At 70.9% G+C, this 25586-nt stretch carries 18 protein-coding genes; 13 read left to right on the top strand and 5 right to left on the bottom strand.

The features are described 5' to 3' along the window. Nucleotides 1–38 precede the first annotated feature (38 nt). Complete coding sequence (locus tag ACUKCB_RS15805) at nucleotides 39–1643, top strand: PucR family transcriptional regulator (RefSeq protein ID WP_473036384.1); 1605 nt, start codon at nucleotides 39–41, stop codon at nucleotides 1641–1643. 48 nt (nucleotides 1644–1691) lie between these two features. Here ACUKCB_RS15805 and gabT read toward each other — a convergent pair whose 3' ends face one another. Further along, nucleotides 1692–3026 carry a 4-aminobutyrate--2-oxoglutarate transaminase gene (gabT, locus tag ACUKCB_RS15800; protein WP_473036383.1) on the bottom strand — a complete coding sequence of 445 codons (1335 nt, stop codon included), beginning with the start codon at nucleotides 3024–3026 and terminating at the stop codon, nucleotides 1692–1694. Nucleotides 3027–3189: 163 nt separating this feature from the next. On the opposite strand from gabT, the gene ACUKCB_RS15795 reads away from it, so the two are divergent. The 11 genes from ACUKCB_RS15795 to ACUKCB_RS15745 all read left to right on the top strand — a co-directional run bounded on the left by ACUKCB_RS15795 (nucleotide 3190) and on the right by ACUKCB_RS15745 (nucleotide 18808). Next, nucleotides 3190–4638 (top strand): PucR family transcriptional regulator ligand-binding domain-containing protein, encoded by a 1449-nt coding sequence (locus ACUKCB_RS15795; RefSeq protein WP_473036382.1) that lies wholly within the window; start codon nucleotides 3190–3192, stop codon nucleotides 4636–4638. A gap of 139 nt (nucleotides 4639–4777) precedes the next feature. Further along, nucleotides 4778–7861 (top strand): DEAD/DEAH box helicase, encoded by a 3084-nt coding sequence (locus tag ACUKCB_RS15790; RefSeq protein ID WP_473036381.1) that lies wholly within the window; start codon nucleotides 4778–4780, stop codon nucleotides 7859–7861. A gap of 101 nt (nucleotides 7862–7962) precedes the next feature. After that, nucleotides 7963–8841: an Fpg/Nei family DNA glycosylase gene (locus ACUKCB_RS15785; RefSeq protein WP_473036379.1), complete on the top strand. Its 879-nt coding sequence runs from the start codon at nucleotides 7963–7965 to the stop codon at nucleotides 8839–8841. A gap of 163 nt (nucleotides 8842–9004) precedes the next feature. Further along, entirely contained in the window at nucleotides 9005–10051 is a 1047-nt protein-coding gene (locus tag ACUKCB_RS15780) for a LacI family DNA-binding transcriptional regulator (protein WP_473036377.1), read from the top strand. 172 nt (nucleotides 10052–10223) lie between these two features. Beyond that, complete coding sequence (locus ACUKCB_RS15775; RefSeq protein WP_473036376.1) at nucleotides 10224–11918, top strand: ABC transporter substrate-binding protein; 1695 nt, start codon at nucleotides 10224–10226, stop codon at nucleotides 11916–11918. A 68-nt stretch (nucleotides 11919–11986) separates the two neighbouring features. Continuing rightward, nucleotides 11987–12982, top strand: a complete 996-nt coding sequence (locus tag ACUKCB_RS15770; protein WP_473036375.1) for an ABC transporter permease — start codon at nucleotides 11987–11989, stop codon at nucleotides 12980–12982. After that, nucleotides 12979–13890, top strand: coding sequence for an ABC transporter permease (locus ACUKCB_RS15765; protein WP_473036374.1), 912 nt, complete (start codon nucleotides 12979–12981; stop codon nucleotides 13888–13890). Before ACUKCB_RS15770 ends, ACUKCB_RS15765 begins: the two co-directional genes overlap by 4 nt. Beyond that, a complete protein-coding gene (locus ACUKCB_RS15760; RefSeq protein ID WP_473036373.1) occupies nucleotides 13890–14843 on the top strand; it encodes an ABC transporter ATP-binding protein in 954 nt (317 codons plus the stop codon). Before ACUKCB_RS15765 ends, ACUKCB_RS15760 begins: the two co-directional genes overlap by 1 nt. Before the next feature lie 4 nt (nucleotides 14844–14847). Further along, entirely contained in the window at nucleotides 14848–15759 is a 912-nt protein-coding gene (locus ACUKCB_RS15755) for an ATP-binding cassette domain-containing protein (RefSeq protein WP_473036372.1), read from the top strand. Between the two features lie 49 nt (nucleotides 15760–15808). Beyond that, the gene (locus tag ACUKCB_RS15750) at nucleotides 15809–18325 is read left to right on the top strand and encodes a glycoside hydrolase family 2 protein (protein WP_473036371.1); all 2517 of its coding nucleotides are present in this window, start codon (nucleotides 15809–15811) and stop codon (nucleotides 18323–18325) included. A 279-nt stretch (nucleotides 18326–18604) separates the two neighbouring features. Then, nucleotides 18605–18808, top strand: coding sequence for a cold-shock protein (locus ACUKCB_RS15745; protein WP_191268270.1), 204 nt, complete (start codon nucleotides 18605–18607; stop codon nucleotides 18806–18808). A 166-nt stretch (nucleotides 18809–18974) separates the two neighbouring features. On the opposite strand, the gene ACUKCB_RS15740 is transcribed toward ACUKCB_RS15745, so the two are convergent. Then, nucleotides 18975–20543: a glycerol-3-phosphate dehydrogenase/oxidase gene (locus tag ACUKCB_RS15740; protein WP_473036370.1), complete on the bottom strand. Its 1569-nt coding sequence runs from the start codon at nucleotides 20541–20543 to the stop codon at nucleotides 18975–18977. Nucleotides 20544–20975: 432 nt separating this feature from the next. Here ACUKCB_RS15740 and ACUKCB_RS15735 point away from each other — a divergent pair, with 432 nt between their 5' ends. Then, nucleotides 20976–21830, top strand: coding sequence for a helix-turn-helix domain-containing protein (locus ACUKCB_RS15735; RefSeq protein ID WP_473036369.1), 855 nt, complete (start codon nucleotides 20976–20978; stop codon nucleotides 21828–21830). 75 nt (nucleotides 21831–21905) lie between these two features. Here ACUKCB_RS15735 and ACUKCB_RS15730 read toward each other — a convergent pair whose 3' ends face one another. The 3 genes from ACUKCB_RS15730 to ACUKCB_RS15720 form a co-directional block, all read right to left on the bottom strand. Then, on the bottom strand, nucleotides 21906–22655 hold the full coding sequence (locus ACUKCB_RS15730; protein WP_473036368.1) for an MIP/aquaporin family protein: 750 nt from the start codon (nucleotides 22653–22655) through the stop codon (nucleotides 21906–21908). Between the two features lie 217 nt (nucleotides 22656–22872). Next, entirely contained in the window at nucleotides 22873–24372 is a 1500-nt protein-coding gene (gene glpK / locus ACUKCB_RS15725; protein ID WP_473036367.1) for a glycerol kinase GlpK, read from the bottom strand. A gap of 290 nt (nucleotides 24373–24662) precedes the next feature. Then, the gene (locus ACUKCB_RS15720; protein WP_473036366.1) at nucleotides 24663–25451 is read right to left on the bottom strand and encodes an IclR family transcriptional regulator; all 789 of its coding nucleotides are present in this window, start codon (nucleotides 25449–25451) and stop codon (nucleotides 24663–24665) included. Nucleotides 25452–25586: the final 135 nt, after the last annotated feature.

Genomic DNA, 25586 nt, shown 5'->3' with positions numbered 1-25586 from the left:
ATGCCCTCCTGGCTGACAGAACGTCCTAGACTGTCGGGGTGCTTCCCACCCTTGCCGAGGTCCTCCGACTCCCCGCCCTGCAGCGAGCCCGGCCCCGTGTGGTGGCCGGTTCCGAGTACCTGGACGTGGCCGTGCGCTGGGTGCACATCGCCGAGGTCACCGACCTCGCCCACCTGTTGCGCGGTGGGGAGCTGGTACTCAGCACGGGCATCGCCATGCCCGACGACCCCGACGCCCTGCGCCGCTACATCGAGGACATCGCCGACGCCGGGGTCAGCGGCATCGCGGTCGAGCTCGGCCGCAAGTACCACGCGGAACTCCCCAGAGCCTTCCTCGACGCCGCCCGCGACGCCCGGATCCCCGTCATCCTGCTCGACCGGGAGGCGCGTTTCGTCGAGATCACCGAGGCCGTGCACATCCGGGTGGTCAACGAACAGCTGGAGGAGCTGCGCGAGTCCGAGAAGCTCCACTCGGTCTTCACCCAGCTCTCCGTCGAGGGGGCCGACACCGGACAGATCCTGCACGAGGCCGCCCAGCTCTCCGGCTGCCCGATCGTCCTGGAGAACCTCACCCACCAGGTCCTGGCCTGCGACCTCAACGGCGAGGACCCCGGGACCCTGCTGACCTCCTGGGAGAGCCGCTCACGCGCGATCCGCACCGGAACCCGTACCGTGCACGCGCCCGCCACCGGGTGGCTGGTCACCCCGGTCGGCGCCCGGGGGCAGGACTGGGGCCGCCTGATCCTCATCGCCGGAGCCACGCCGACCGCTCGCCAGACCATGCTCATCGAGCGCGCGGCCACCACCCTCGCCCTGGGTCGCCTGCTGGAACGCCACCAGGAGAGCCTGGAGCGCCAAACCCACCGCACGATCATCGCGGGCATCATCGACCGCGCCTACTCCGACCCCGAGGAGGCCCTGGTCCGGGCCCGCGCGGTCGGGGTGCCCCTCAACGGCCGTGAACTGGTCGGACTCGTCCTACGCCTGCGCGAGGGCGGGACGGGCCTGGCCGCCCAGGCCCGCCTGTCCGACACCGCCGAGGGCGCGGCCAGGGCCTGCCGTGAACTCCGCCTGCCCGCCCTGGTGGGTTCCCTGGACGACCTGCGCGTGGGCATCCTGCTGGCCCTGCCGAACCGGCAGGGCCTGGACGCCGCACTGCACCTGCTCGCGGACCGCCTGCGGGGAGCTGTCGGGGACGCGGCCGTACTGGCGGTGGGTTCCACCGCCGACGGTATCCGCGAGGTGCGCCGATCCTTCCTGGAGGCCCGCCAGGTCGGCGACGTGGCCATCAAGCAGAGCGACCGGCGCCCCTTCTACCGGCTGCCCGACCTGCACCTGCGCGGGCTGCTGCACCTGTTCCGCGACGACGAGCGCCTCCAGACCTACGTGGAGCGCGAACTCGGCCCGCTCCTGGACCACGACGCCAGGCACGGCGGGGACCTCGCCGACATGCTGCGCCACTACCTCGGCGCGGGACGCAACAAGGCGCTGGCCGCGAGCCGCGCGCACCTGTCCCGACCGGCCTTCTACGAACGGTTGCGCCGGATCTCCAACGTGCTCGACGCGGACCTGGAGTCGGTGGAGACGTGCCTGTCGCTGCACGTGGCGCTGCTGTCGCTGGACTCGGTCCGCAACGAGCGCTGAGGCGCCGCCCCGGAGACGCCCCAGCGCGCGGCCCGTCGCTCCGGCGGACTACAGCCCGGCCAGGGCCTCCTCCAGGATGTTCAGGCCCTCGTTGAGCAGCTCATCGCTGATGACCAGCGGCGGAAGCATGCGGATCACGTTGCCGTAGGTACCCGCGCTCAGCAGGACCAGACCGCGGGAGTGGCAGTGCCCGAGCACCTGCGCCACGGCCTCGGGGTTGGGCGTCCTGCCGTCGGAGACCAGCTCGATCGCGATCATCGCGCCGCGGCCGCGCACGTCGCCGACCACGTCGAACCTGTCGGCGAAGGAACGCAGACGGTCCAGCATGAGCTCGCCGATCTCCCGGGCCCGGCCGGTCAGGTCCTCGGACTCGATGACGTCGAGCGAGGCCAGTGCCGCCGCGCAGGCGGCCGGGTTGCCGCCGTAGGTGCCGCCCAGACCGCCGCCGTGCACGGCGTCCATGAGCTCGGCGCGGCCGGTCACCGCGGCCAGGGGCAGGCCGCCCGCGATGCCCTTGGCGGTGGCGATCAGGTCCGGCACGACCCCCTCGTGGTCACAGGCGAACATGTCGCCGGTGCGCGCGAAACCGGTCTGCACCTCGTCGGCGACGAACACGATCCCGTTGGCGCGGCAGAACTCCGCCAGCGCGGGCAGGAAACCGGGGGCGGGTTCGATGAAGCCGCCCTCGCCCTGGATCGGCTCGATGACCAGCGCGGCCACGTTCTCGGCGCCGACCTGCTTGGCGATCTGGTCGATCGCCGCGGCCGCCGCCTCGGGGCCGCAGTTCTCCGGGCCCGTGGGCCAGCGGTAGGGGTAGGCCATGGGCATCCGGTGGATCTCGCCCGCGAACGGACCGAACCCCTGCTTGTAGGGCATGTTCTTCGAGGTCAGGCCCATGGTGAGGTTGGTGCGGCCGTGGTAGGCGTGGTCGAACACCACGACGGCCTGGCGCCCGGTGGCGCTGCGGGCGACCTTGACGGCGTTCTCCACCGCCTCCGCGCCCGAGTTCAGCAGGACCGAACGCTTCTCGTGGTCGCCCGGGGTGATCCGGTTGAGCGCCTCGCAGACCTCCACGTACGCCTCGTACGGGTTGACCATGAAGCAGGTGTGCGTGAAGCGGCCGAGCTGTTCGGCGGCGCGCTCCACCACGCGGGGGTTCGCGTTGCCGACGTTGGTCACGGCGATGCCGGAGCCGAAGTCGATCAGGGCGTTGCCGTCGACGTCCTCGACGATGCCGCCGCCCGCGCGCTCCACGTACACGGGCAGCACACTGCCCACGCCCTGGGCGACGGCGGAGGAGCGGCGCTGCTGGATCGCGCGGGACTTGGGGCCGGGGATCTCGGTGACGATCCGGCGGGACTGGGCGACCTCGGTCGGGGCCATACGGCTGCCTCCCTGTGGAGTGGTGGTACGGGGTGCGGACTCGCAAGACACTAGGCCGCGTCGAACCGGACACCCATGGACACAGTGGATAATCGAATGAGCGTCCTGCGCCATTGCGTCAGGGCGTGGCGGACCACGGGTAGAGCTACGGGGGGAGAGGCGGATGCCGCCGACACTGGGGGCCCTGCTGCGCACACCCCACCTGCGCCTGAGGCTGCTCGCCGGGCAGGACCGGGTGCACCGTCAGGTGGAGTGGGTGGCGGTCAGCGAGCTCGGCGACCCCACCCCCTACCTCGCCGGGGGAGAACTGGTGCTCACCACCGGCGTGCGGTGGGTCGAACGCCTGCCCGACCTGCGCGCCTACGTGCGCCGCCTGGCGGAACGCGATGTCGCCGGACTCGGTTTCGGCGCCGCGGTCAACTTCGAGGAGACTCCCGGGGAGCTGCGCGCCGCCGCCGAGGAGTTCGGCGTCGCCCTGCTCGAGGTCGACCGCCGGACGCCCTTCATCGCGGTCGGCAAGGAGGTATCACGGCTGCTGGCCAAAGAGGAGTACGAGGGGCTGAACCGGGCCTTCAACGCCCAGCGCGAACTCACCCGGGCGGCGCTCACCGGGGCGTCCGCCGTCGTGGACCGGCTCGCCCGGGAACTGGGCGGGTGGGTCCTGCTGCTGGCACCCGACGGCTCCGTCCGGCACGCGGCCCCCGCCACCGCGGCCGACCGCGCCCCAGGGCTGACCGCGGAACTCTCCCGGTTGCGCGGCGCGGGCCCCAGGTCCAGCGTCTCGGTGGCCTCCCGGGACGACCGGGTCTTTGTCCAGCCCCTGTCCACGGGGCGCCGGGCCCGCGGGTTCCTGGCGGTCGGTGGGGTGCGGGTGTCCGGATCCGAGGACCGCACCCTGGTGAACGCGGCGGTGTCGCTGCTCTCCCTCGAACTCGAACGCTCGTCCCCGGGTCGGGTCGGCCTGCTGCGCGCGGGCGTGCTCTCGGCCCTGCTCGACGGAGCCCTCGACCCGCTGCACCCGGGCGCCTCCGGGCTGCGCGCGGTCCTGCCCGCCGAACCCGTGGCGGTGGCCGTCGCGGAGGGGGCGCAACCCGAGGGGCCCCTGCCCGAGGGGGCCCTGGTGACCGAGCACGAGGGGTGCACGGTGCTGTTGGCGGCCGCGGCCACGGAGGAGAGCGTGTTCGGTGAGGTCCTGGACGGCCCCGTGGGGTTGAGTGCCCCGGTCGGCTACCCGGACCTGGCCGCCGCCCGGGCCCAGGCCGAGCGCGCCCGCACGGCCGCGGTGGAGGACGGCAGCGCCCTCCAGCGCTTCGACCTGTTGCCGGGCGGTCTCCTCGGTCTGCTGGACACCCCCGAAGGCGCCAGGCTGGCCGACGACCTGCTCGCCCCGATCGACGACCAGCGCGGCGCCCCCGAACTCCTCGCCTCGCTGCGCGCCTACCTGGCCGCCTCGGGGCGCTGGGACGCAGCCGCCGAACGGTTGGGCGTGCACCGGCACACCCTGCGCTACCGGATGAGGCGTATCCGGGAGCTGCTCCCCGGGGACCTGGACGATCCGGACCACCGCACGGAACTGTGGATCGCCCTGCGCGTGCGCGAGGGCCGGTCCTGACCCGTCCCGGCGGTCAGGGGCCGAAGTGGTGACGGGTTCCGGCGTTCCCCGGGCAGCTCCGCGGAAAATGCACCACAATGAACCCTGATAGCGGGGAGTAGTCGTCTGGTCACCAAAGGTCGGACGGTCAGGGGGGCTCGTGAGGTCACTGCGGGACGACGAACAGATCACCGGAACCGGGCCGTATCCGCCGCCCGGCGGACACGCTCCCGGTGGATACGGTCAGACCGGCAGGACCGGGATCGGCGCCGCCTCCCTGCTCTGGAGCCCCCCGGTGGACCAGGGCGGGGTCCGCGCCTTCCTGGCCTACCTCCGGGCCTGCCTGCGCAGGGAGGCCGTGCACACCCACACCGTGCGGGCCGAGCACCTGGGCTCCGACGCCTGCGCCTGCCTGCCCGCCGGCCCCGAACTGCTGTTCAGCGGAGCCAGGGACACGCTTGTGCTGCACCCGGAGGGCGCACGGGTCCTGCGCCTGGCCGGACGCCACGGCCAGGCCCTGCGCTACGGCTACCCCCTCGTGGTCCTGGGGCGGGGGCCGGAGCGCGTGGTCCTGCCGCTGCTCACCGTGGACGTTCGGGCCGCGGACGGGGCCGAGGAACACGGCGGCCGTGCGGACGGCGCCGCCCCGCTGGTCCGCGCCGTGGGACCGCCCGACATCAACGCGGCCCTCCTCGCCCGGCTCGGTATCACCGACCCCGAGGACCTCTTCGAACTGCGTGCCCGGCTCCGCGCCGGGGCCCCCGACACCTCCCGGCGCCCCGCCGCCGTCGCCGACCTGGCGGCCAAGGTGCGCACCCTGCTCACCCGGCTGGAGATCGAACGGGTCGACGACATCGCCCCGCTCGGCACCCGGGGCCGACCCCGTGCGCTTGCCGAGGGGGCCCACAACACCGCCGTGCTCTTCCGCGCCGGGCCCGGTGGGCCGGACGGCGCGCAGGAGTGGGGCGGTGCCGAGGGCGTTCTCGCCGACCTGGACCCCGCGGACCGCGACGGGCTCGACCCGGACGCCGTCCCGGGCACCTCTCTGGAGCCCCTGCTCCGCGGCGTCCCGCGCGACCGGGGCGCCGCACCGCGGACGGCCCCCGGCCTCCTGCGCAGGAGTGCCCGGTCCCAACGTCGCGCGCCCGGAACCGATGACCACAATCCGGCACCGGTGCCCGTCTCGACCACCTTCCTCGGCCAGGCCCAGTACACGGTCCTGCGCTCCGCCATGCGCGAGCAGCTCACCGTGGTCGCCGCCCCGCCCGGAAGCGGGCTCCACGACCTGGTCGACGCCCTGGCCCGCACCGCCGTCACCCACGGCCAGCGGATCCTGGTGTGCGGCCGCACCGAGGCCGACCTCGACGAGGTCCTGGCCCGGGCCGACACCGCGCCGGGCCACCCCGCGGTCCGAGCGGGTGGGCCCGGACACCGTGCCGCGGAGCACCGCCTCCTCACCGGGCTGCTCGCCCGGGACTCCGACGCCCCGCCCGTCGCGAGCCCGCCGGGCCCCGGGGAGGAGGACACCTCCCACCGGGCTGAGCCGGCCGCGTCCTGGAACAGGGTCCTGCAGGTCTGGGCGGCCATGGACACGATGGCCTCGGGCGGGCACGTCCTCGCCCGCCTGGCCGAGGAACGCAGCCGCAGCATCGCCCGCGGCTGGGACCCCGACAGCCTTTTCACTCCCGAACGCGGCGGCCCCGAGTACTGGCTGTACCGCGCCGAACGCGCGGCCGCCGGCGGTCTGGGCGGGCTGCGCCACCGGGCTGCCGTCCGCCGGGAGCTGGGGGTGGCCACCGACCCCGAAGGGCTGAGCCAGCTGGGCTCGGTGGCCCGCCTGGAGAGCGAGTGGCGCGAGGCGGTGGACCGCAGAACACGGTGCGCGCCCCTGAACGAACTCACCGAAGAACTCGCCGATGCTCTGGCCGCTCACCGGCGAGCCGGCTCCGACTGTTTGGCCGCCGTCACCGGTCCCCGTCTCCGGCGCGGCCGCACGGCGGTCGAGAACCGTCTCGAAACGCTCAACTGGAACCACGGAGAGGGCTGGCCCGGGCTGGCCAACCTCCTCGACACCCTGCCCGTCTGGGTGTGCCGTACCGACCAGGTCCGCTCCCTGCCGCCACAGGCCGGCCTATTCGACCTGGTCGTCGTGGTGGGCGCCGAACAGACCCGGGTCGGCGAACTGCTACCGGCGCTCTACCGGGCCAACCGTGCCGTGGTGGCGGGCGATCCCGCCCATCCCGGACCGGGGACCGTGCTGGAGCCGGAGGAGGAGCGCCGGGCCCTGGCCGCCGCCGGACTCGCCGCCGACCAGTTGGACGACCGCGCGCTGCGGCACGGCACGGGTTCGGCGCTGCACGCGGCGCGGGAGGCCGGACCGCCGGTGCTGTGGTTGGACGAACACGAGGGGGCGCCCGAGGCCCTGGCCGAGGCCGCGTCCCGGCACTGCTACGGCGGGCGGGTCAGGGTGCCGGGCCGTCCCGGACCCGCCGACGCGCCCGTCCTCGACTGGCGCGACGTCAGCGGGGAGTGCGAGGCGGCTCCGGGCTCCTCCTACGTCAACCGGGAGGAGGCCTACCGGGTGGCCGTGGTCGTGGCCGAGCTCGACCGGGAGCTGCCGGAGGGGCACGGTCTGGCAGTGGTGGCTCCGATGCAGCCGCAGGTGGCGCTGGTCCGCAGGTTGCTGCGCCAGCGCACGCTGAGCCGCCCGGTGCGGGTCGGCGGGCCCGCGATGCTGGACCGCGACACCGCGGCCGTCGACGTCACCGTGCTCTCACCGATGCTGGCGGCCGGGGCTCCGGCCATCGCCGAACGCCGGGTGCGCGGGATGACCCACCTGTGGTCGTCGGTGCTCACCCGTACCCGGAGACGGCTCGTGGCTGTGGGCGACCGCGCGTACTGGTCCGACGGCCAGGGGCCGTTGGGCGAACTGCTCACCGGGCACCCCCGGCCCGGGGCCGACCCGGTGGGCGCCGCCCTGGTGGACGCCCTGCACGCGGCGGGCACGGACGTGGCCGTGGGCGAGAGCATCCGCGGCCTGACCGCGGACCTGGTGGTCAGCTACGGCGCCCGGCGCGTGGTCCTGTTGCTCGACCGGGAACCGGACGGACCCTCCCTACGGCGCCTGCTGGCCAGGGGCGAGGCCCTCAACCAGGCCACCGAGGACCTCGTGGTGGTGGTCCCCGCCTGGCGGTGCCTGGCCGACCCCCGGGCTCTGGTGGAGGAAATCCTGTCCGCCTGTTGACCGCCGGGCGCGCACTATCCTGTGGGCGACGAGCACATGCCCGAAAGGACCTGGTTCGCCCGGATGCCCGGGCGATGTGAGGGGCGGGGAGGGGAGCACGGGTGCCTGAGGGCCATACGCTGCACCGGCTGGCGGCACACTTCGACAAGACCTTCGGCGGCACGGCCGTACGGGCCGGCAGTCCCCAGGGGCGCTTCGCCGGGGGAGCGGCCCGCCTCGACGGGCGGGTCCTCACCGAGAGCGAGGCGCACGGCAAGCACCTCTTCCTCGGCTTCGACTCCGGGGAGTGGCTCCGCGTGCACCTGGGCCTCTACGGCGCCTGGACCTTCGGCGACGCCGACGGCGAGCGCCACCTGGGCGCGCCCAGGACCGCGGGAGCCGGCCGGAGCGACCTGGAACACGACCCCGACGGCTTCGTCGTCCCGCCCGAACCGGTGGGCGCGGTCCGGGTCCGGCTGGTCAATTCCTCCGGCTGGGCCGACCTGCGTGGCGCCTCCGCCTGCGAGGTCATCACCGCCGACGACAAGCGCGCCGTCCAGGACCGCCTCGGCCCGGACCCGCTGCGTCCCGACGCCGACCCCGAGCGGGCCTGGCGCACGGTGAGCCGTTCCCGCAGCAGCCTCGCGGTGCTCCTCATGCGCCAGGACGTGATCGCGGGTATCGGCAACATCTACCGTGCCGAGTCCCTCTTCCGTGCCGGAATCGATCCGAGGACCCCGGGCCGGGAGCTCACCAGGGAGCGTTGGGACGCCCTGTGGGCGGACCTCACCGGGCTGCTGCGGGACGGTGTCCGGGACGGCTACATCATCACCACGCGTCCGCAGGACCGCCCGGATCCGGAGGCGTACCCGGTGCCCCGGCCCGACACCCTCTACGTCTGCTACCGGACCGGTGAGCCCTGCCGGGTGTGCTCCTCTCCGGTCGCCGCCGCCGAACTGTCGGGGAGGACCCTGTACTGGTGCCCCGGCTGCCAGGCGTAGCCCGAACGGCCCCGCCGCCGAGCTCCGGAGGGAAAACCCCCTGGGGGACCGGGATCCCCGTGTGTACAATCCCCACCGATCGCTTAACCGGTTCAGCCGAACCGGGCTCCGCGAGGTGCGTCGGGGAGGAACCTGTGCTGGGGGGAACACTGTGGGGGCTCTGATGCGACGGCCGACCATCATGGACATCGCCAAGGCCGCGGGGGTGTCCAAGGGGGCGGTCTCGTACGCGCTCAACGGGCGCCCGGGGGTCTCCGAGGGGACCCGTAAACGGATCCTGGACATCGCCCGTGACCTGGGGTGGGCCCCCAGCAACCCGGCCCGGGCGCTGTCGGCCGGCGGCAGGGTGGGCGCGGTCGGACTGGTGGTGGACCGACCGGCCCGATCGCTCGGGATCGAGCCGTTCTTCATGCAACTGGTCTCCGGTATCGAGACGGAGTTGGCCGCCACCGGAATCGACCTGTTACTCCAGGTCACCGAGGACGCGGAGGCGGAGCTGGCAGTCTACCGGCGCTGGGCGTCGGAGCGCCGCGTCGACGGGGTGGTCATGGTCGACCTGCGGGTCGACGACCCCCGTCCGGCCGCGGTCCGCGGTCTGGACCTGCCCGCCGTGCTCCTCGGCGGCCCCGGCGGGGCGGGTGACCTCCCGTGCCTGTACACCGACGACGCCTCCTCGGTGCGCGAGGTGGTCCACTACCTGGCGGCGCTCGGCCACCGGCACGTCGTCCAGGTCTGTGGGCCGGAGGAGTTCGTGCACACCGCGGACCGGGGTGAGGCCTTCCGGGAGGCGGCGGACCGGGCGGGCCTGGCCCAGGCGTACTCGGTGCACTCCGACTACACGGGGGAGGCGGGCGCCAGGACCACGCGGCGGCTGCTCGCCGCGGCCGAGCGACCCACCGCGCTGGTCTACGACAACGATCTGATGGCGGTGGCCGGCCTCGGGGTGGCGGCGGAGATGGGGGTGGACGTGCCCTCCCAGTTGTCCATCGTGGCCTGGGACGACTCCGCGCTCTGCCGTCTGGTGCGGCCCTCACTGACCGCGATCGGTCGGGACGTGGTCGGTCACGGACGCCAGGTCGCCAGGATGCTCGGCCGGGTTCTGGCGGGTGAGCCGGTGGCGAGTCAGGAGTCCTCGGCCGGTGAGCTGTACCCCCGTGGGAGCACGGGTCCACTGGCGGTTTCCCACGTATCTGCTGTTACAAGCGAATAACAGCAAAGTGTCGGGGATTGACGGGGTTCGTCGGTCCGTGTTGTTGTTAACGTCACTTACCCGGTTCAGCAACGGTCCTTTGCGCTCCCGATTGGGAGCGCTCCCAGCCTTCCGAGACAGGAATCGGCTTCCCCCCATGTGGAGGGCCGACCGGGTGGAAGGAGGAGTCGAGATGAGATTTCTGAGGCTTCCCGCCGTTCTGGCGGCGGCGGCGCTCATTGCCACCGCCTGCTCGAGCGAGGGCGGAGACAGCGGCGATTCGGAGGGTTACCCCCGGAACGAGACGCTGTACACCACCGGCACCGCCTGGGGCCCGCCGGTCAACTGGAACCCGATCATGCGCGGCCAGTACGCCGTGGGCACCTTCGGGCTGGCCTACGAGCCGCTCTTCCACTTCGACCCGGAGGAGAACGAGTACGTCCACTGGCTCGCCGAGAGCGACGAGTGGACCGACGAGACCACCCACGTCATCACCCTCCGCGAGGGGATGACCTGGAGCGACGGCGAGCCCATCGTGGCCCAGGACGTGGTGACCACCATCGAGCTCGGCCAACAGGACGTCTCCTACAGCAACATCTGGAACTTCATCGAGGGCGTCGAGGCCACCGGGGACCGCGAGGTCACCGTGACCTTCTCCGAGGCCCGCCCCCAGGAGTGGATGAACTGGGCCTACAGCCACCCCATCGTCCCGGACCACATCTGGGCCGACAAGGACCAGCAGGAGCTCACCGACGACCCCAACAGTGAGCCGGTCGGCAGCGGCCCCTACGTCTACGAGGACCACTCGGACGCCAGCATGGTCTGGAGCCGCAACGACGACTGGTGGGGCACCGAGGCACTCGGCCTGGAGATGCAGCCGACCTACATCGTGGACATCGTCAACGCCTCCAACGAGGTGACGATGAACATGATCAGCAACAACGAGGTCGACCTGTCGAACAACTTTCTGCCCGGGATCGACCAGATGATCGACGGCCAGGCCATCACCAGCTACTACGACGGCCCGCCCTACATGCAGTCCGCCAACACCGCGTGGCTGGTGCTCAACCACGACCGCGAGCCGATGAACGACGCCGAGTTCCGCAAGGCGCTGGCGCACTCCATCGACATGAGCGCGATCATCGACGGCCCCTACTCCAACCTCGTCGAGGCCGCCAACCCGACCGGTCTGCTCCCCCAGTGGGACGACTACATCGACCACGAACTGGTCGCGGAGGAGGGCTACACCTACAACGCGGACGAGTCGGTCGCCCTCCTGGAGGACGCCGGCTACACCGACCAGGACGGGGACGGCTTCGTCGACACCCCTGACGGCGAGCCCATCGAGCTGACCCTGCAGGTGCCCTCCGGCTGGACCGACTGGATGGAGGCCGCCCGGGTCATCGCGGAGAACGCCAAGGAGGTCGGGATCAACGTCGAGGCGGAGTTCCCCGACTACGACCTGCTGGTCGAGCAGCGCAACTCGGGTGAGTACGACCTGCTGGTCAACAACGAGCGCCAGCTGAGCAACACTCCGTGGACGTACTACGACTACCTCTTCCAGCTGCCGGTCCGCGACCAGCAGAGCACGGTCAACTTCGGCCGCTACGAGAACGAGGAGGCCTGGGCCCTGGTGGAGGAGCTCGCCGCCGTCCCGGCCGACGACGTGGAGGCCGCCGCGGAGATCACCTCGAAGATCCAGGAGATCCAGCTGGCGGAGCTGCCGGCCATCCCGCTCTGGTACAACGGCCTCTGGTCGCAGCAGACCAACACCACCTGGACCAACTGGCCCAGTGACCAGGGCAACCCTGGTTACGCCACGATGTGGGACGGATGGTTCGAGCTCGGAGCCGTCCGCACCCTCGCCGAGATCGAACTGGCCGAATAGCACGTGTGGAGCGCGCCCCCGGTGCGGGGCGCGCTCCACACCCGTGCCCCCGCACCTGGAGGACACCCGTGTGGCGTTACATGGGCCGCAAACTCGGGATCTACGGCATCACCTTCGTCGTCGCGGTCACCATCAACTGGATGATCCCGCGGTTCATGCCCGGCGACCCCGTCAGCAGCATGCTCAACAGGGCCTCGGTCTCCGACCCGGAGGCCCTGGAGCGAATGAACACCTACTACAACGAGGTCTTCGGCCTCGACACCCCGCTCTACCAGCAATACCTCAGCTTCTGGAGCGGTCTCCTACGCGGTGACCTGGGCATCAGCGTGTGGCTCTACCCCGAGCCCGTCACCGACATCATCCTGCGGCACATCCCGTTCACCCTGGGCCTGCTGCTCCCCGCCATCATCCTGAGCTGGATCGTCGGCAACCGCTTCGGCGCGTTCGCCGCCCGCAGCAAGATCCTCGACAACACCGTGCTGCCGGTCGGCTACATCCTGACCGCGACCCCCTACATGTGGCTCGCCCTGCTGCTGGCCTGGGCGCTCGGTGTGGTGGGCGGCTTCTTCCCGACCGCGGGAGGCTACAGCTTCGCGCTCACGCCCTCCTGGTCGTGGCCGTTCATCTCGAACCTGATCACCCACTGGTTCCTGCCGTTCCTGTCCATGTTCCTGGTGGCCCTCGGCGGTTGGGCGATCGGGATGCGCAACATGATCATCTACGAACTGGAGGCGGACTACTCGAACTACCTCCAGGCGCTGGGGGCCCCGCGCCGGCTGATCCGCCGCTACGCCTTCCGCAACGCGATGCTGCCGCAGATCACCGGCCTGGCCGTGCAGCTCGGCACCATCATCGCGGGCGCGCTGCTCACCGAGATCGTCTTCAACTACCCCGGCCTGGGGACCCTGGTACTCAACTCCCTGAACAACAACGACTTCTTCCTGCTGCAGGGAATCTTCCTGTTCGTGGTCGTCGGGGTGCTGATCGCCAACTTCATCATCGACATCATCTACGTCCTGGTCGACCCGCGCACGCGAGTCCAGATGACGGGAGGCGGATCATGACCGACGTCCCCGCGACCCCTGGGGCGGCCGGCTCCGGTACGGCACCGGAACCGGCCGGTGAACGCAAGTTCTCCGAGGGCCTGCACTTCGCCCGGCGCAACCCCAAGCTCCTCATCGGCACGGCGATCGTGCTCGCGCTCCTGTTCACCGGCTTGATCGGCCCCCTGTTCATCGACCACGGGCCCAACGTCTACGTCGGTCCCAAGAGCCAGCCGCCCAGCTCCGAGTACTGGATGGGCACCACCTCCTTCGGCCAGGACATCTGGGCCCAGTTCGTCTACGGACTGCGTTCGACCTTCCTGGTCGGGGCCCTGGGCGGAGGCATCGCCTTCATCGTGGGCACCGCGGTCGGGTTCGTCGCCGGTTTCAAGGGCGGGCTCGTCGACGAGATCCTGAACATGCTCACCAACGTGGTGCTGGTCCTGCCCACCCTGGTGGTGCTCATCGTCGCCGTCGCCTACCTGGACGTGCGCGGTGTGGTCGTCCAGGCGCTGTTCATCGGGCTGACCTCCTGGCCGTGGGCGGCGCGCGCGGTCCGCTCCCAGGCGCTGTCCCTGGCCACCCGCGACTACGTGGACCTGGCCCGGCTGAGCGGCCGCCGCACCTGGCGGATCATCACCGCCGAGATCGCTCCGAACATGAGCTCCTACCTGGTGATGTCGTTCATCCTGCTCTTCGGCGGGGCCATCCTCATCGCCGCCGGACTCGACTTCATCGGCCTCGGACCCGCGAACGGCGTCTCCCTCGGCCTGATGCTGGAGAGCTCCGTCGCCTGGAGCGCCCTCCAACTCGGCATGTGGTGGTGGTTCATTCCACCGGGTGCCGGGATCACCATCCTGGTCGGTTCGATGTACATCCTCAACGTCGGGTTGGACGAGGTCTTCAACCCCAAGCTGCGGGAGCTGTGATGACCCTGCGCGTCAACGACCTGAAGGTCTACTACCAGACCCTGCGCGGGGACGTCCACGCCCTCGACGGGGTGAACTTCGACCTCGCCGACGGGGAGATCATGGGCCTGGCCGGGGAGTCCGGCTGCGGCAAGAGCACCCTCGGCAAGAGCCTGATCCGGCTGGACGGCCGGATGCGGCACGTGGACGGCACGATCGAGCTGGACGGCGAGAACGTGCCCATCGCCGACGACCGCGCGATGAACAGGTTCCGCTACCACGAGATCTCGCTCATCCCGCAGTACGCGATGAGTGCGCTCAACCCCACCCGCAAGATCGGCCGGATGATCAACGAGCTGCTGCGTTCACGCGGCGTGCGTCCGGGCGATGTCGCGGAGGAGCTGGACCGCCGCCTGGAGCTGGTCGGCCTGGACCCGGACGTGCTCAAGCGGTTCCCGATCGAGCTGTCCGGCGGGATGAAGCAGCGTGTGGTCATGGTCATGGCCACCCTGCTCAACCCCTCGCTGCTGATCGCGGACGAGGCGACCTCGGCCCTGGACGTGTCGACCCAGCGGTCGGTGGTGGAGTCCATGGTGGAGTTCCGCGACCGCGGTTACGTCAAGAGCATGATCTTCGTGACCCACGACATCTCGCTCGTCTACCAGATGGCCGACACGGTCATGGTGATGTACGCGGGCCGGATCGCGGAGAAGGCCCCGGCCTCCACGATCATCAACGACCCCCAGCACCCGTACACCAAGATGCTCATCGGTGCGCTGCCGGAGGTCGGTACGACCACGGAGGACACCCGTCTGGAGGGCATCCCCGGCACCCCGCCCGGGCTGCTGCACCCGCCGACCGGCTGCCGGTTCAAGGACCGCTGCCCGATCGCCTCCGAGGAGTGCTCGCAGACTCCGCCCCTGGTGGAGATCGAACCCGGCCACTGGGCCGCCTGCTGGAAGACGGGGAGGTAGAACCGTGCTGGAACTGAGCCACGTGCACAAGGTGTACCGGGTGGGCGCCTTCGGCGGCGCCAGGCTGCGCGCGGTCCGCGACGTCAACCTGACGGTGGAACCCGGCGAGGTGGTGTCGCTGATCGGTGAGAGCGGCAGTGGAAAGAGCACGATCGGGAAGATGGTGCTGGGCCTGACCGGGGTCAGCTCCGGCCAGATCCTCTTCGAGGGCAAGGACGTCTCCCGGATCCGAGGGTTCTCCGCGAAGAAGGAGTACTACCGGAGGGTGCAGGGCGTCTTCCAGGACCCCTTCAGCTCCTTCAACCCGATCTTCAAGGCCGACCGCGTCTTCGAGATGATCCGCTCCTCCTACTTCCCCGCGACCTCGGACGCGGACTGGAGACAGAAGGTCCTGGACGCGATCGGCACGGTGCGGCTGGACCCCGGCAACGTCCTCGACAAGTACCCGCACCAGCTCAGCGGCGGGCAGCTCCAGCGGCTGCTCATCGCTCGTGCGCTGCTCCTGGACATCAAGCTGCTGGTGGCCGACGAGATCATCAGCATGCTGGACGCCTCCACCCGCATCGACGTGCTCAACCTGCTCGCCGATCTCAAGGAGCGCGGGCTGGGCATCCTGTTCGTCACCCACGACCTGTCCCTGGGCAACTACGTCAGCGACAGGTCCGTGATCCTGCGCAAGGGCACCATCGCCGAGATGGGGCCCACCAGGGCGGTGTTCGAGAACCCGATGCACCCCTACAGCCGGCACCTGCTCTCCTGCGTGCCCCAGCTGCACCGCACCTGGACCGAGGTGGACGAGGAGCTGGCGGCCAACCCGCCGGAGGACGTGGTCCTGCCCACGGTCGGTGAGGACGACGACTCCGCTCCCCTCACCGAGGTCGAGAAGGGGCACTTCGTCGGGATCGACCAGCACTGAGCCGCGCCGCGCCGCGACCGCCACACACCACGGGAAAAGAGGAACACGCATGACCGCGTGGTTCGACCTGCACGACGGCTGGAAGCTGACGGCGGTGCCCCACGAGGGCGCCCTGCCGGAACCGGCCGCCGAGGTCGGCGAGGTCGGCGCCACCGTGCCGGGCTGCGTCCACACGGACCTGCTCGACCACGGCCTGATCGCCGACCCCTACCTGGATGACAACGAGGACCGGCTGGGCTGGATCGGCCGGACCGACTGGAGGTACACGCGCTCCCTGGCCGCGGAGGTCCGGGCCCTGGGCGGCGCGGGCAGGGGCGCTCCGGACGCGGAGCGCGTCGACCTGGTCTGCGAGGGCCTGGACACCGTCGCCACCGTCCGGGTCGGCGGCAGGGAGGCGGGCCGGACGGCCAACATGCACCGTTCGTACCGCTTCGACGTCACCGATGTGCTGGCGGCCGGGGAGGCCGATCCCTCCCTGGAGGTGGAGTTCGCCTCGCCCTACCGGTACGCGGAGGCCAACCGGGAGCGGATGGGCGCGCTTCCCGCCGCCTATGACGAGCCCTACCAGTACATCCGCAAGATGGCCTGCAACTTCGGCTGGGACTGGGGACCGACCGTGGTCACCTCCGGGATCTGGCGGCCGATCCGGTTGCACGCCTGGTCCACGGCGCGACTGGCCTCGGTCCGGCCGCTGGTGTCGGTCTCCGCGGACGGATCACTGGGGCGGGTCAGCGTGCGGGTGGAGGTGGAGCGCACCGGGCCCGGGCGGGACAAGGACCTGACGCTGACCGCCTCGGTCGCGGGCGCGGAGGCCACCGCGGTGGTGGCGGCCGGAGAGACGGAGGCGGCCCTGGAACTCGTGGTCGCCGAACCGGAGCTGTGGTGGCCGCGCGGCCACGGCGGCCAGCCGCTGTACGGCCTGGGGGTGGAGCTCTCCGCGAACGGGGAGGCCCTCGACGGCTGGGAGCGCCGGATCGGCTTCCGCAACGTGGCGGTGCGCAGCGGGCCCGACGCGGACGGGTCCGCCTTCGCGGTCCGGGTCAACGACCGCGACATCCTGGTCCGGGGGGCCAACTGGATCCCCGACGACGCCTTCCCGCACCGGGTCGGCCGGGACCGCTACCGGGAGCGGATCGAGCAGGCCCGGGACGCCGGGATGAACCTGCTGCGCGTGTGGGGCGGCGGGATCTACGAGTCCGAGGACTTCTACGAGCTCTGCTCCGAGCGCGGCATCCTCGTGTGGCAGGACTTCCTCTTCGCCTGCGCCGCCTACCCCGAGGACGAACCGCTGGCCTCGGAGGTCGAGGCCGAGGCGCGTGAGGCGGTCGCGCGGCTGGCGCCGCACCCCAGCCTGGCGGTGTGGTGCGGCAACAACGAGAACATCTGGGGTCACGAGGACTGGGGGTGGAAGGAGGAGCTCGACGGACGGGCCTGGGGCGCCGGGTACTACCTGGACGTGTTGCCCCGAGCGGTCTCCGAGCTCGACCCGACCCGTCCCTACTGGGCGGGCAGTCCCTACTCCGAGGCCGAGGGGGTCCACCCCAACGAGCCCTCGCACGGGACCATGCACCTGTGGGACGTGTGGAACGAGCTCGACTACACCGTCTACCGGGAGCACCGCCCCCGGTTCGCCGCGGAGTTCGGGTACCAGGCGCCGCCGACCTACGCCACGCTGCGCGGTTCGGTGTCCGACGACCCGCTCACCCCGACCTCGCCCGGGGTGATGCACCACCAGAAGGCGATCGACGGCAACGGCAAGCTCGCCCGCGGGCTCGCCGCGCACTTCGGCGACCGCGAGTGGGGGTTCGAGGACTGGCACTACCTCACGCAGGTCAACCAGGCGCGGGCCCTGACCCTGGGCATCGAGCACTTCCGCGCCACCTGGCCGTACTGCACGGGCACGGTGATGTGGCAGCTCAACGACTGCTGGCCGGTCACCTCGTGGGCGGCGGTCGACGGACAGGGGCGGTACAAACCGCTGTGGTACGCGCTGCGCCGTGTGTACGCGGACCGGGCGGCCACGGTGCAGCCCGCTCCCGGAGGCGGGCTGCAGGTGGTCCTGGGCAACGACACCGGTCAGGAGTGGGTCGCCGAGGTGACGGTGGCCCGTCGCGACACCGTGACGGGGGCCGAGTTGGCCGCCTCCGCGCACCCGGTCCGGGTGGCGCCCCGCGGGGCGCTGCGCATTCCGGTGCCCCCGGAGGTCGCGCGGGCGGGTGCGGACGCCCGCGAGGTGCTGACCGTCGACGGTGCCGGAGAGCGGGCCTGGTGGTTCTTCTGCCGGGATCTCGACCTGGACTACCGAAAACCTGAATTCGAAGTCGAAACACGGGTGGACGGTTCCGATTTGCATGTGAACGTACAAGCCCGTGTGCTGTTGCGGGATCTGGTGCTGAACGTCGACAGACTCGACCCGGGGGCGAGTGCGGACAGCGCGCTGGTGACGCTGTTGCCCGGCGAGTCGCACACGTTCACGGTGTTCAAAGGAGCGGATCTCGACCCGGGGGCCGTGACGGCGCCACCTGTGCTGAAGTGCGTCAACGATTCCCTCGTGAACCCTCGGTGACACCTGCGTGACACGCCGGTGATCTTCACCCGCCTCACACGCGTCTCCCGCACGGCCCGCCGGTATTCCCCGGCGGGCCGTGCGAGTTGCCACACTTGAAACCCTCGACAGCCGCTCAGGCTGTGGTACGTTCGTTAGAGATTGTTAGTCGTTGAATTTCGCAGTTGGTGTCTTGCCCGCGGAGTTTGTGACCGGCGGGCGGTTTCTCTTGGAGTCGGCTCGCGGCAATTTTCGGGCGTGTGAGTATGCGTCCGTGTACACCGAGCTGAAGGAGAAAACATGGCTCAGGGAACTGTGAAGTGGTTCAACGGCGAGAAGGGCTTCGGCTTCATCTCCCCCGACGACGGTGGCCCCGACGCCTTCGTTCACTACAGCGCCATCCAGGGCACGGGCTTCCGTAACCTGGAGGAGAACCAGCGCGTGGAGTTCGAGGTTGTCGCCGGCACCCGCGGCCCGCAGGCCGAGAACGTCGTCGGTATCTAAGACCGCAAAGACGTAGCGTCGTCACCCCTTGCAGGCGTAGACGTCGCTGAACGCCCCCGGAGGGTTTCCACTCTCCGGGGGCGTTCGCGCGTCCGGGCCCCGCCTCGGACAGCACCGGACCCCGGAGCCGTCAGTGACGGTTCCGGGGTCCGGTGCGTGCGGGGGGTCAGGCCTCCAGCAGGGCCCGGGTGCGTTCGCGGACCTCGGCGGTGTCCAGGCCCCGCACGGTGACGGTGGTCCGGCGCCGCAGCACGTCGTCGACGGTCACCGCCCACTCGCGGTCGCGGGCGAACACCACCTGGGCCCACACGTCCGGGCCGTCGGGGTGGATCCGCTCGCCCAGGCCGGGGTCGGCCCGCACCAGGCCGGCGATGTCCATGGCCAGGCTCCCGTAGTGCGAGGCCAGGTGCCGGGCGACCAGCGGGTCCAGGCGGGTGCCCGGCTCGCGGTCGATGATGAGGCGCTGGGTGACCGCGTCCGGACTGGCCAGCCCGGGCAGCGGCACGGTCCGCAGCGGGTCCGCCATGTCCTCGGCCAGCGGGACCGTCGCCACCTTGCGCAGCTCCTCCAGGACGGTCCGGCCGATGTGCCGGTAGGTCGTCCACTTGCCGCCGGCCACGGAGAGCATTCCACCCCGCCCCTGGGTGACCACGGTCTCCCGCTTGGCCGAACTGGTCTCGCCCGGGCCGCCCGGCAGGACGCGCAGCCCGGCGAACGAGTAGGTCATGCGGTCGCGGTCGAGGTAGGGCGCGTCGATGCCCAGGGCCGCCTCGCCCAGGATCTGGTCCACGTCCGAGGACACCACCCCCACGTCGGCGGGGTCGCCCTCGTAGGCCTCGTCCGTGGTGCCCAGGAGCAGGTGTCCCTCCCAGGGGATGGCGAAGGAGACCCGGTACTTGTCCACCGGGATGGTGAGCGCGGCCCGCCACGGGTCCGGGGTACGCAGCACCAGGTGGGCGCCCTTGGACAGCCGGACACTGGGCGCGGCGTCCGGGTCCTCCAGCCGACGCAGGTGATCCACCCAGGGGCCGGTCGCGTTGAGGACCAGCCGTGCGTCGATCCCGAACTCGCTCCCGTCCACCCGGTCGCGCAGATCGGCCCCGGTCACCCGGCCCCGGGTGGTGCGCAGCCCCCGGACCTCGGCGTGGTTGAGCACCACGGCCCCGGCGTCCACGGCGGCGCGTACCGTCATGACCGCCATCCGGCTGTCGTTCATCTGGTGGTCGCTGTAGGCGGCGACGGACTTCAGGCCCTCGGTGCGCAGCCCGGGGGCGAGGCGCTTGGCCTGGAGCGGGGAGAGCAGGCGGCCCATGCCGTCCCCGAAGGCGGACAGCGCCGAGTAGAGGAAGACGCCCGCGCCCATCTTGGCGGCGCCGTGCGGGCCGCCGGAGTAGATCGGAACCAGGAAGGGGCGGTGGTTGACCAGGTGGGGGGCCACGTCGGAGGCGAGGGAGCGCCGTTCCTTGTGGTTCTCCGCGACCAGGCGCACGTTACCGGTCTGGAGGTAGCGCAGGCCGCCGTGTACGAGCTTGGAGGAGGCGCTGGAGGTGGCCCCGGCGAAGTCGCCGGCGTCGACCATGGCCACCCGCAGGCCCGCCTGGGTGGCGGTCCAGGCGACGGAGGTGCCGAGGATCCCGCCGCCGATGACGAGGAGGTCGAAGGTACCCCGGGTGAGTTCCTCGCGCGTGCGCGCGCGGATGGTGGGGGCGTCGCTTCGGTGGGTGCTGGCGGTCATGGCTGGTGCTCCGTCCGTTGGGAAGGGGGGCGGTTACCGCACGTACCTGAACGGGCTCCACGATTCAGGTGGGCGTCGTATGCATGATACGACAATGCCGAACGTTGGTGAAGATGGGCACCGCCATTGGCGCGAGCTCCCTGGCGCTGCCCGGTTTTGGGTGGTGGAGAGGGGGATGGCTGTTACCCAAGGGGTTCGTGTTGTTGCTTGCTGTGTCTGAAGTTCGGCATTGTCGAACGACTGGCCTGGGCGGGAGGAGGGCTGGGCGGGCTCGGGTCGGTGGGGACGCCCTGCGGTGCGGTTCGGGGTCCGATCAGAATGAAGCTGGAATCCGGGTTCTGAGAAGACGGCGTCCCGGTTTTGCGGACCGAGGTGATGCCTGGACTCCGAGTTCCCCGGATTGCCCCACTTGGGGACATCTCCGGTCCTACGATGAACGACATCATGGCCACTAGGTACTCACCCACGATCCGGCGGCGCCGGCTCTCCGCCGAACTCAGGCGCGTCCGGCTCGCCGTCCGCAAGACCAGCGAAGAGGCCGCGGCGGACGCGGGCCTGTCCAAGTCCACGTACTCCAACATCGAGTCCGGGGTGAAGAAGCGCCCCAGCCTCCAGGAGGTCAGATCGATCCTGGACGCGTGCGAGGTGCCGCGGGGCAGAGAGTTCGACGAGATCCTGGACCTGTGCCGCCAGTCGCTCGAACGCGGCTGGTGGACGCGGTACCGGGACGTCCTCGCGGCCAGGTTCGTCGGTTTCGAGACCGAGGCCCGGTCCATCACGACCTGGCAGCCCCTGATGATCCCCGGACTCCTGCAGGTCCCGGAGTACATGACGGCCACCGCGCAGTCCTGCCTGGCCAACCCCCAGGAGATCCGTCGGGCCGTCGACGCCCGGATGACCCGGCAGCGGATCCTCCAGGACCAGGACCCGCCGGAGCTGTGGGCGATCTTCGACGAGGGCTCCCTGCTGCGCCTGACCGATCACCCCGAGGTCCGGCGCACCCAGGTCAAGCACATCCTGGAGATGGCCCAGCGCCCCAACGTCACCGTGCAGATGACCAGGGCGGCCAAGCTCAACCCCGGGTGCGGGGGCTCCTGCGTGATCCTGGAGTTCCCCGACACCATCGACCCCACCGTCGTCTTCCTGGAGACCGCGACCGACGGCATCTACCTGGAGGAGCCCGACGACGTGGCCCGGTACCAGAACCTGGTCAACCACCTCAGGCTGGTCGCCCTCAGGCCGGGGGAGACCCTCGACTACCTGGAGGAGGTCCACCTGAGCCCGTAGGGGGCCGGCCGCCCCGGACACGTCGGGGGCGCCCGGCCCGAGCCGGGCGCCCCCGGAGAGCGGAGGAGGGGTCGATCAGCCCCCGAAACCGGTCAGGTTCCAGATCCAGGCGCCGATCACACCGCCCAGCAGAGGGCCGACCACCGGGATCCAGGCGTAACCCCAGTCGGAGGAACCCTTGCCCGGGATCGGCAGCAGCGCGTGCGCGATGCGCGGGCCCAGGTCGCGGGCCGGGTTGATGGCGTACCCGGTGGGGCCGCCGAGGGACAGGCCGATCGCGAGCACCAACAGGCCGACCAGCAGCGGGGACAGGCCGTGGGCGAACAGGGCGGACAGGTCGGCGTCCCCCTGGGTCACCGAACCCTCGTTGGCTCCGATGCCGAGGATGCCCAGCACCAGCATCGCGGTACCGATGACCTCGGTGACCAGGTTGGCGACCGGACGGCGCACCCCGGGCGAGGTGCTGAAGACGCCGAGCTTGGCGTCGGCGTCCTCGGTGGGCTCCCAGTGCGCCAGGTAGGCCAGGTAGACCAGGCAGGCGCCGAAGAAGGCACCGGCGACCTGGGCGCCGAGGTAGCCGGGCACCATGGCCCAGTCGAACTCGCCGATGCTGGCCAGGCCGACGGTGACCGCGGGGTTGATGTGGGCGCCGCTGGTGGTGCCGACCACGTAGACGGCCATCGCGACCGCCATACCCCAGCCGAACGTCACCACGATCCAACCCCCGTCGAGGGCCTTGGACCGAGCGAGCGAGACGCCGGCGACGACACCGCCGCCGAGAAGGATCAGGATCGCCGTACCGACGAACTCTGCCAGATAGACCATGGGGACCTCCGCCCCGTACGGGGCAGCCGAGTCACGGGAGTGTCCTGCCCGGGGAACGGAACCGTTCCACCACAGGCATAATCGGACTCACCCGTCACGAGTTGATGGGCAGGGGCACCGAACAGGTGCCTGCGAACCGCGCCCCAGGGGTTCCAGTTGGCGCTAGCGTCCCTGGGGCGCGGTCATGTGTGTGGGGAGTCGGGGAGCGTCCGCCCCGTTACTTGTCGTCCTTGTGCTCGACCCAGCCCAGGGTGCGCTGCACGGCCTTGTTCCAGTTGTGGTACTCGCGCTCGCGGACCTCGGGGTCCATCTTCGGGTTCCACTCGGCGGCCTTGTGCCAGTTGGCGCGCAGGGTCTCCATGTCGGGCCAGTAGCCCACGGCGAGCCCCGCCGCGTACGCCGCGCCCAGGCAGGTGGTCTCGGCGACCATCGGCCGGACGACCTCGGCGTCCAGCACGTCGGACAGGATCTGCATGAGCAGGTTGTCCGCGGTCATCCCGCCGTCGACCTTCAGGGTGGTCAGGTCGAGCTGGGAGTCGGCGTTCATGGCGTCGACGACCTCACGGGTCTGCCAGGCCGAGGCCTCCAGGACGGCACGGGCGATGTGGCCCTTGTTGACGTAACCGGTCAGCCCGGCGATCACGCCCCGGGCGTCGCCGCGCCAGTGCGGGGCGAACAGTCCGGAGAAGGCGGGGACGACGTAGCAGCCGCCGTTGTCCTCCACCGAGCGCGCGAGCGTTTCGATCTCGGGCGCGGTGGAGATCAGCCCCAGGTTGTCGCGGAGCCACTGGACCAGGGAGCCGGTGACCGCGATGGAGCCTTCCAGGGCGTACACGGCCGGCGCGTCGCCGATCTTGTAGCCCAGCGTGGTGAGCAGGCCGTTGGTCGAGGTCACGGGCTCGTTTCCGGTGTTCATCACCAGGAAGGTGCCGGTGCCGTAGGTGCCCTTGACGTCGCCCTTGTCGAAACAGGTCTGGCCGAACAGGGCGGCGTGCTGGTCACCCAGCGAGGCGGCCACGGGCGTGCCGGCCAGGTAGCCCCGGGCCTCCCCGTAGACCTCGGAGGAGGAGCGGATCTCCGGCAGCAGGCTGGACGGGATCTGCATGGCCTCCAGGATCTCGGGGTCCCACTCCAGGGTGGCCAGGTTCATCAGCATGGTGCGGCTGGCGTTGGTCACGTCGGTGACGTGGCGGCCGGTCAGCTTCCAGATGAGCCAGGTGTCCATGGTGCCGAACAGCAGCTCGCCGCGCTCGGCCCGCTCGCGCACCCCCTCGACGTTGTCGAGGAGCCAGCGGATCTTGGGGCCGGAGAAGTAGGTGGCCAGGGGCAGGCCGCACTTGGGGCGGAAGCGGTCCTGGCCCTCCTCGGCACCGAGCTCGCGTGCGAGGTCGTCGGTCCGGGTGTCCTGCCAGACGATGGCGTTGTGGACGGGTTCGCCGGTCTCGCGGTCCCACAGCAGGGTGGTCTCACGCTGGTTGGTGATGCCGATCGCGGCGACCTGGTCCGGGCTGATGTCGCTCTTTTGGAGGGACTCCTGGACCACCGCCTCGACGTTGGTCCAGATCTCCAGTGCGTCGTGTTCCACCCACCCCGGCTGCGGGAAGATCTGACGGTGCTCTCGTTGGTCGACCGAGACGATGCGCCCGTCCCGGTCGAAGAGGATGCAGCGGCTCGACGTGGTGCCCTGGTCGATCGCGGCGACGTACTGCTGACTCATCGGTGCTCGCCTTCAGGAGAACGGCTCTGGGTGCGGACTCGGTCGGTTCTCGGTCGGTGCGCAAGTAGCGGTTGACCCCGCACGATGTACGACATTGACGTATGATTAGGCGTAAGTTTCATCCGACTTTCCTGCCCGTGTCAAGGCAGCGTGACGCAATTGTGTCGCGTGGATCACGTGTTCGGATGGTTACTGTCTCAGGGGGAGCGGGGTCGCGGAAGCACCGCACCGGGGAGTCCCGCGGTGCGGTCGGGCGGCCCTCGGGTGGCGGGGTCCGCCGCGCTCGGCGCTCAGTAGGGTGTGGCGCCCAGTTCGCGGGAGATGGCCCGGGCGGCGTCGCGCACGTAGGAGACCTGCTCCATGTCGGGCTTGCCGTCGTCGCCGCGCAGCCGCTCGACGGCACCGCGCACCCCGATGGCGCCGACGGTGACTCCGCGCCGGTCGCGGATGGGCGCGGCGATGGAGACCTCGCCGTCGACCAGTTCCTCGGCCTCCCAGCCCCAGCCGCTGTCCCGGATCCCGGTCAGCCGCCCCTCCAGCGAGGCCATGGACGTGACGGTGTGCCGGGTGAAGGCGGTCAACTCCACCGGGGAGTCGGGCTCGACCGAGGCGACCTCCTCGGGGACCGCCAGGGGGTCGAAGGCCATCAGCACCTTGCCCAGGGCGGTCGCGTGCAGTGGCAGCAGGGTTCCCACGTCCAGGGTCTGCCGGGTGGAGTCCGGGCGGAAGACGTGGTGCACCACCAGGACCTGGTGCTTGTGCAAAGTGCCGATGCGCACGCTCTCACCGCTGCGCGAGGCGAGGGTGTCGGCCCAGTTCAGCGCCCGGGTGCGCAGTTCGTTGCCGTCCAGATAGCGGGTGCCCAGGCTCAGCATCCCGCCGCCCAGCCGGTAGCGGCCGGACTCCGGGTCCTGCTCCACGAAGCCCACGTGCTGGAGCGTGCGCAGGATGCCCAGGGCGGTGCCCTTCGGTAGTTCGAGGGAGCGGGAGACCTCCGCCAGGCTCAGTCCGCGGGCGCCACTGGCCAGGAGCCGGAGGATCGCGGCGGCGCGTTCGATGGACTGGATTCTTCCCGGCATTGCGGTGCTACCACTCTCTAGTACGACAATGTCATACGCTCGATGCTACTACGCGATGTGATGCGCAACACCTCCCGGTGTCTCGTGTTCGCGCGGGACCGGCCAAGTGTACCGACGGCCCACCGCGCTGACCTG

The organism is Nocardiopsis moroccensis (assembly GCF_055763695.1).
The sequence above is the reverse complement of the archived record's forward strand: the minus strand, read 5'-3'. Positions and strand labels throughout refer to the sequence as shown.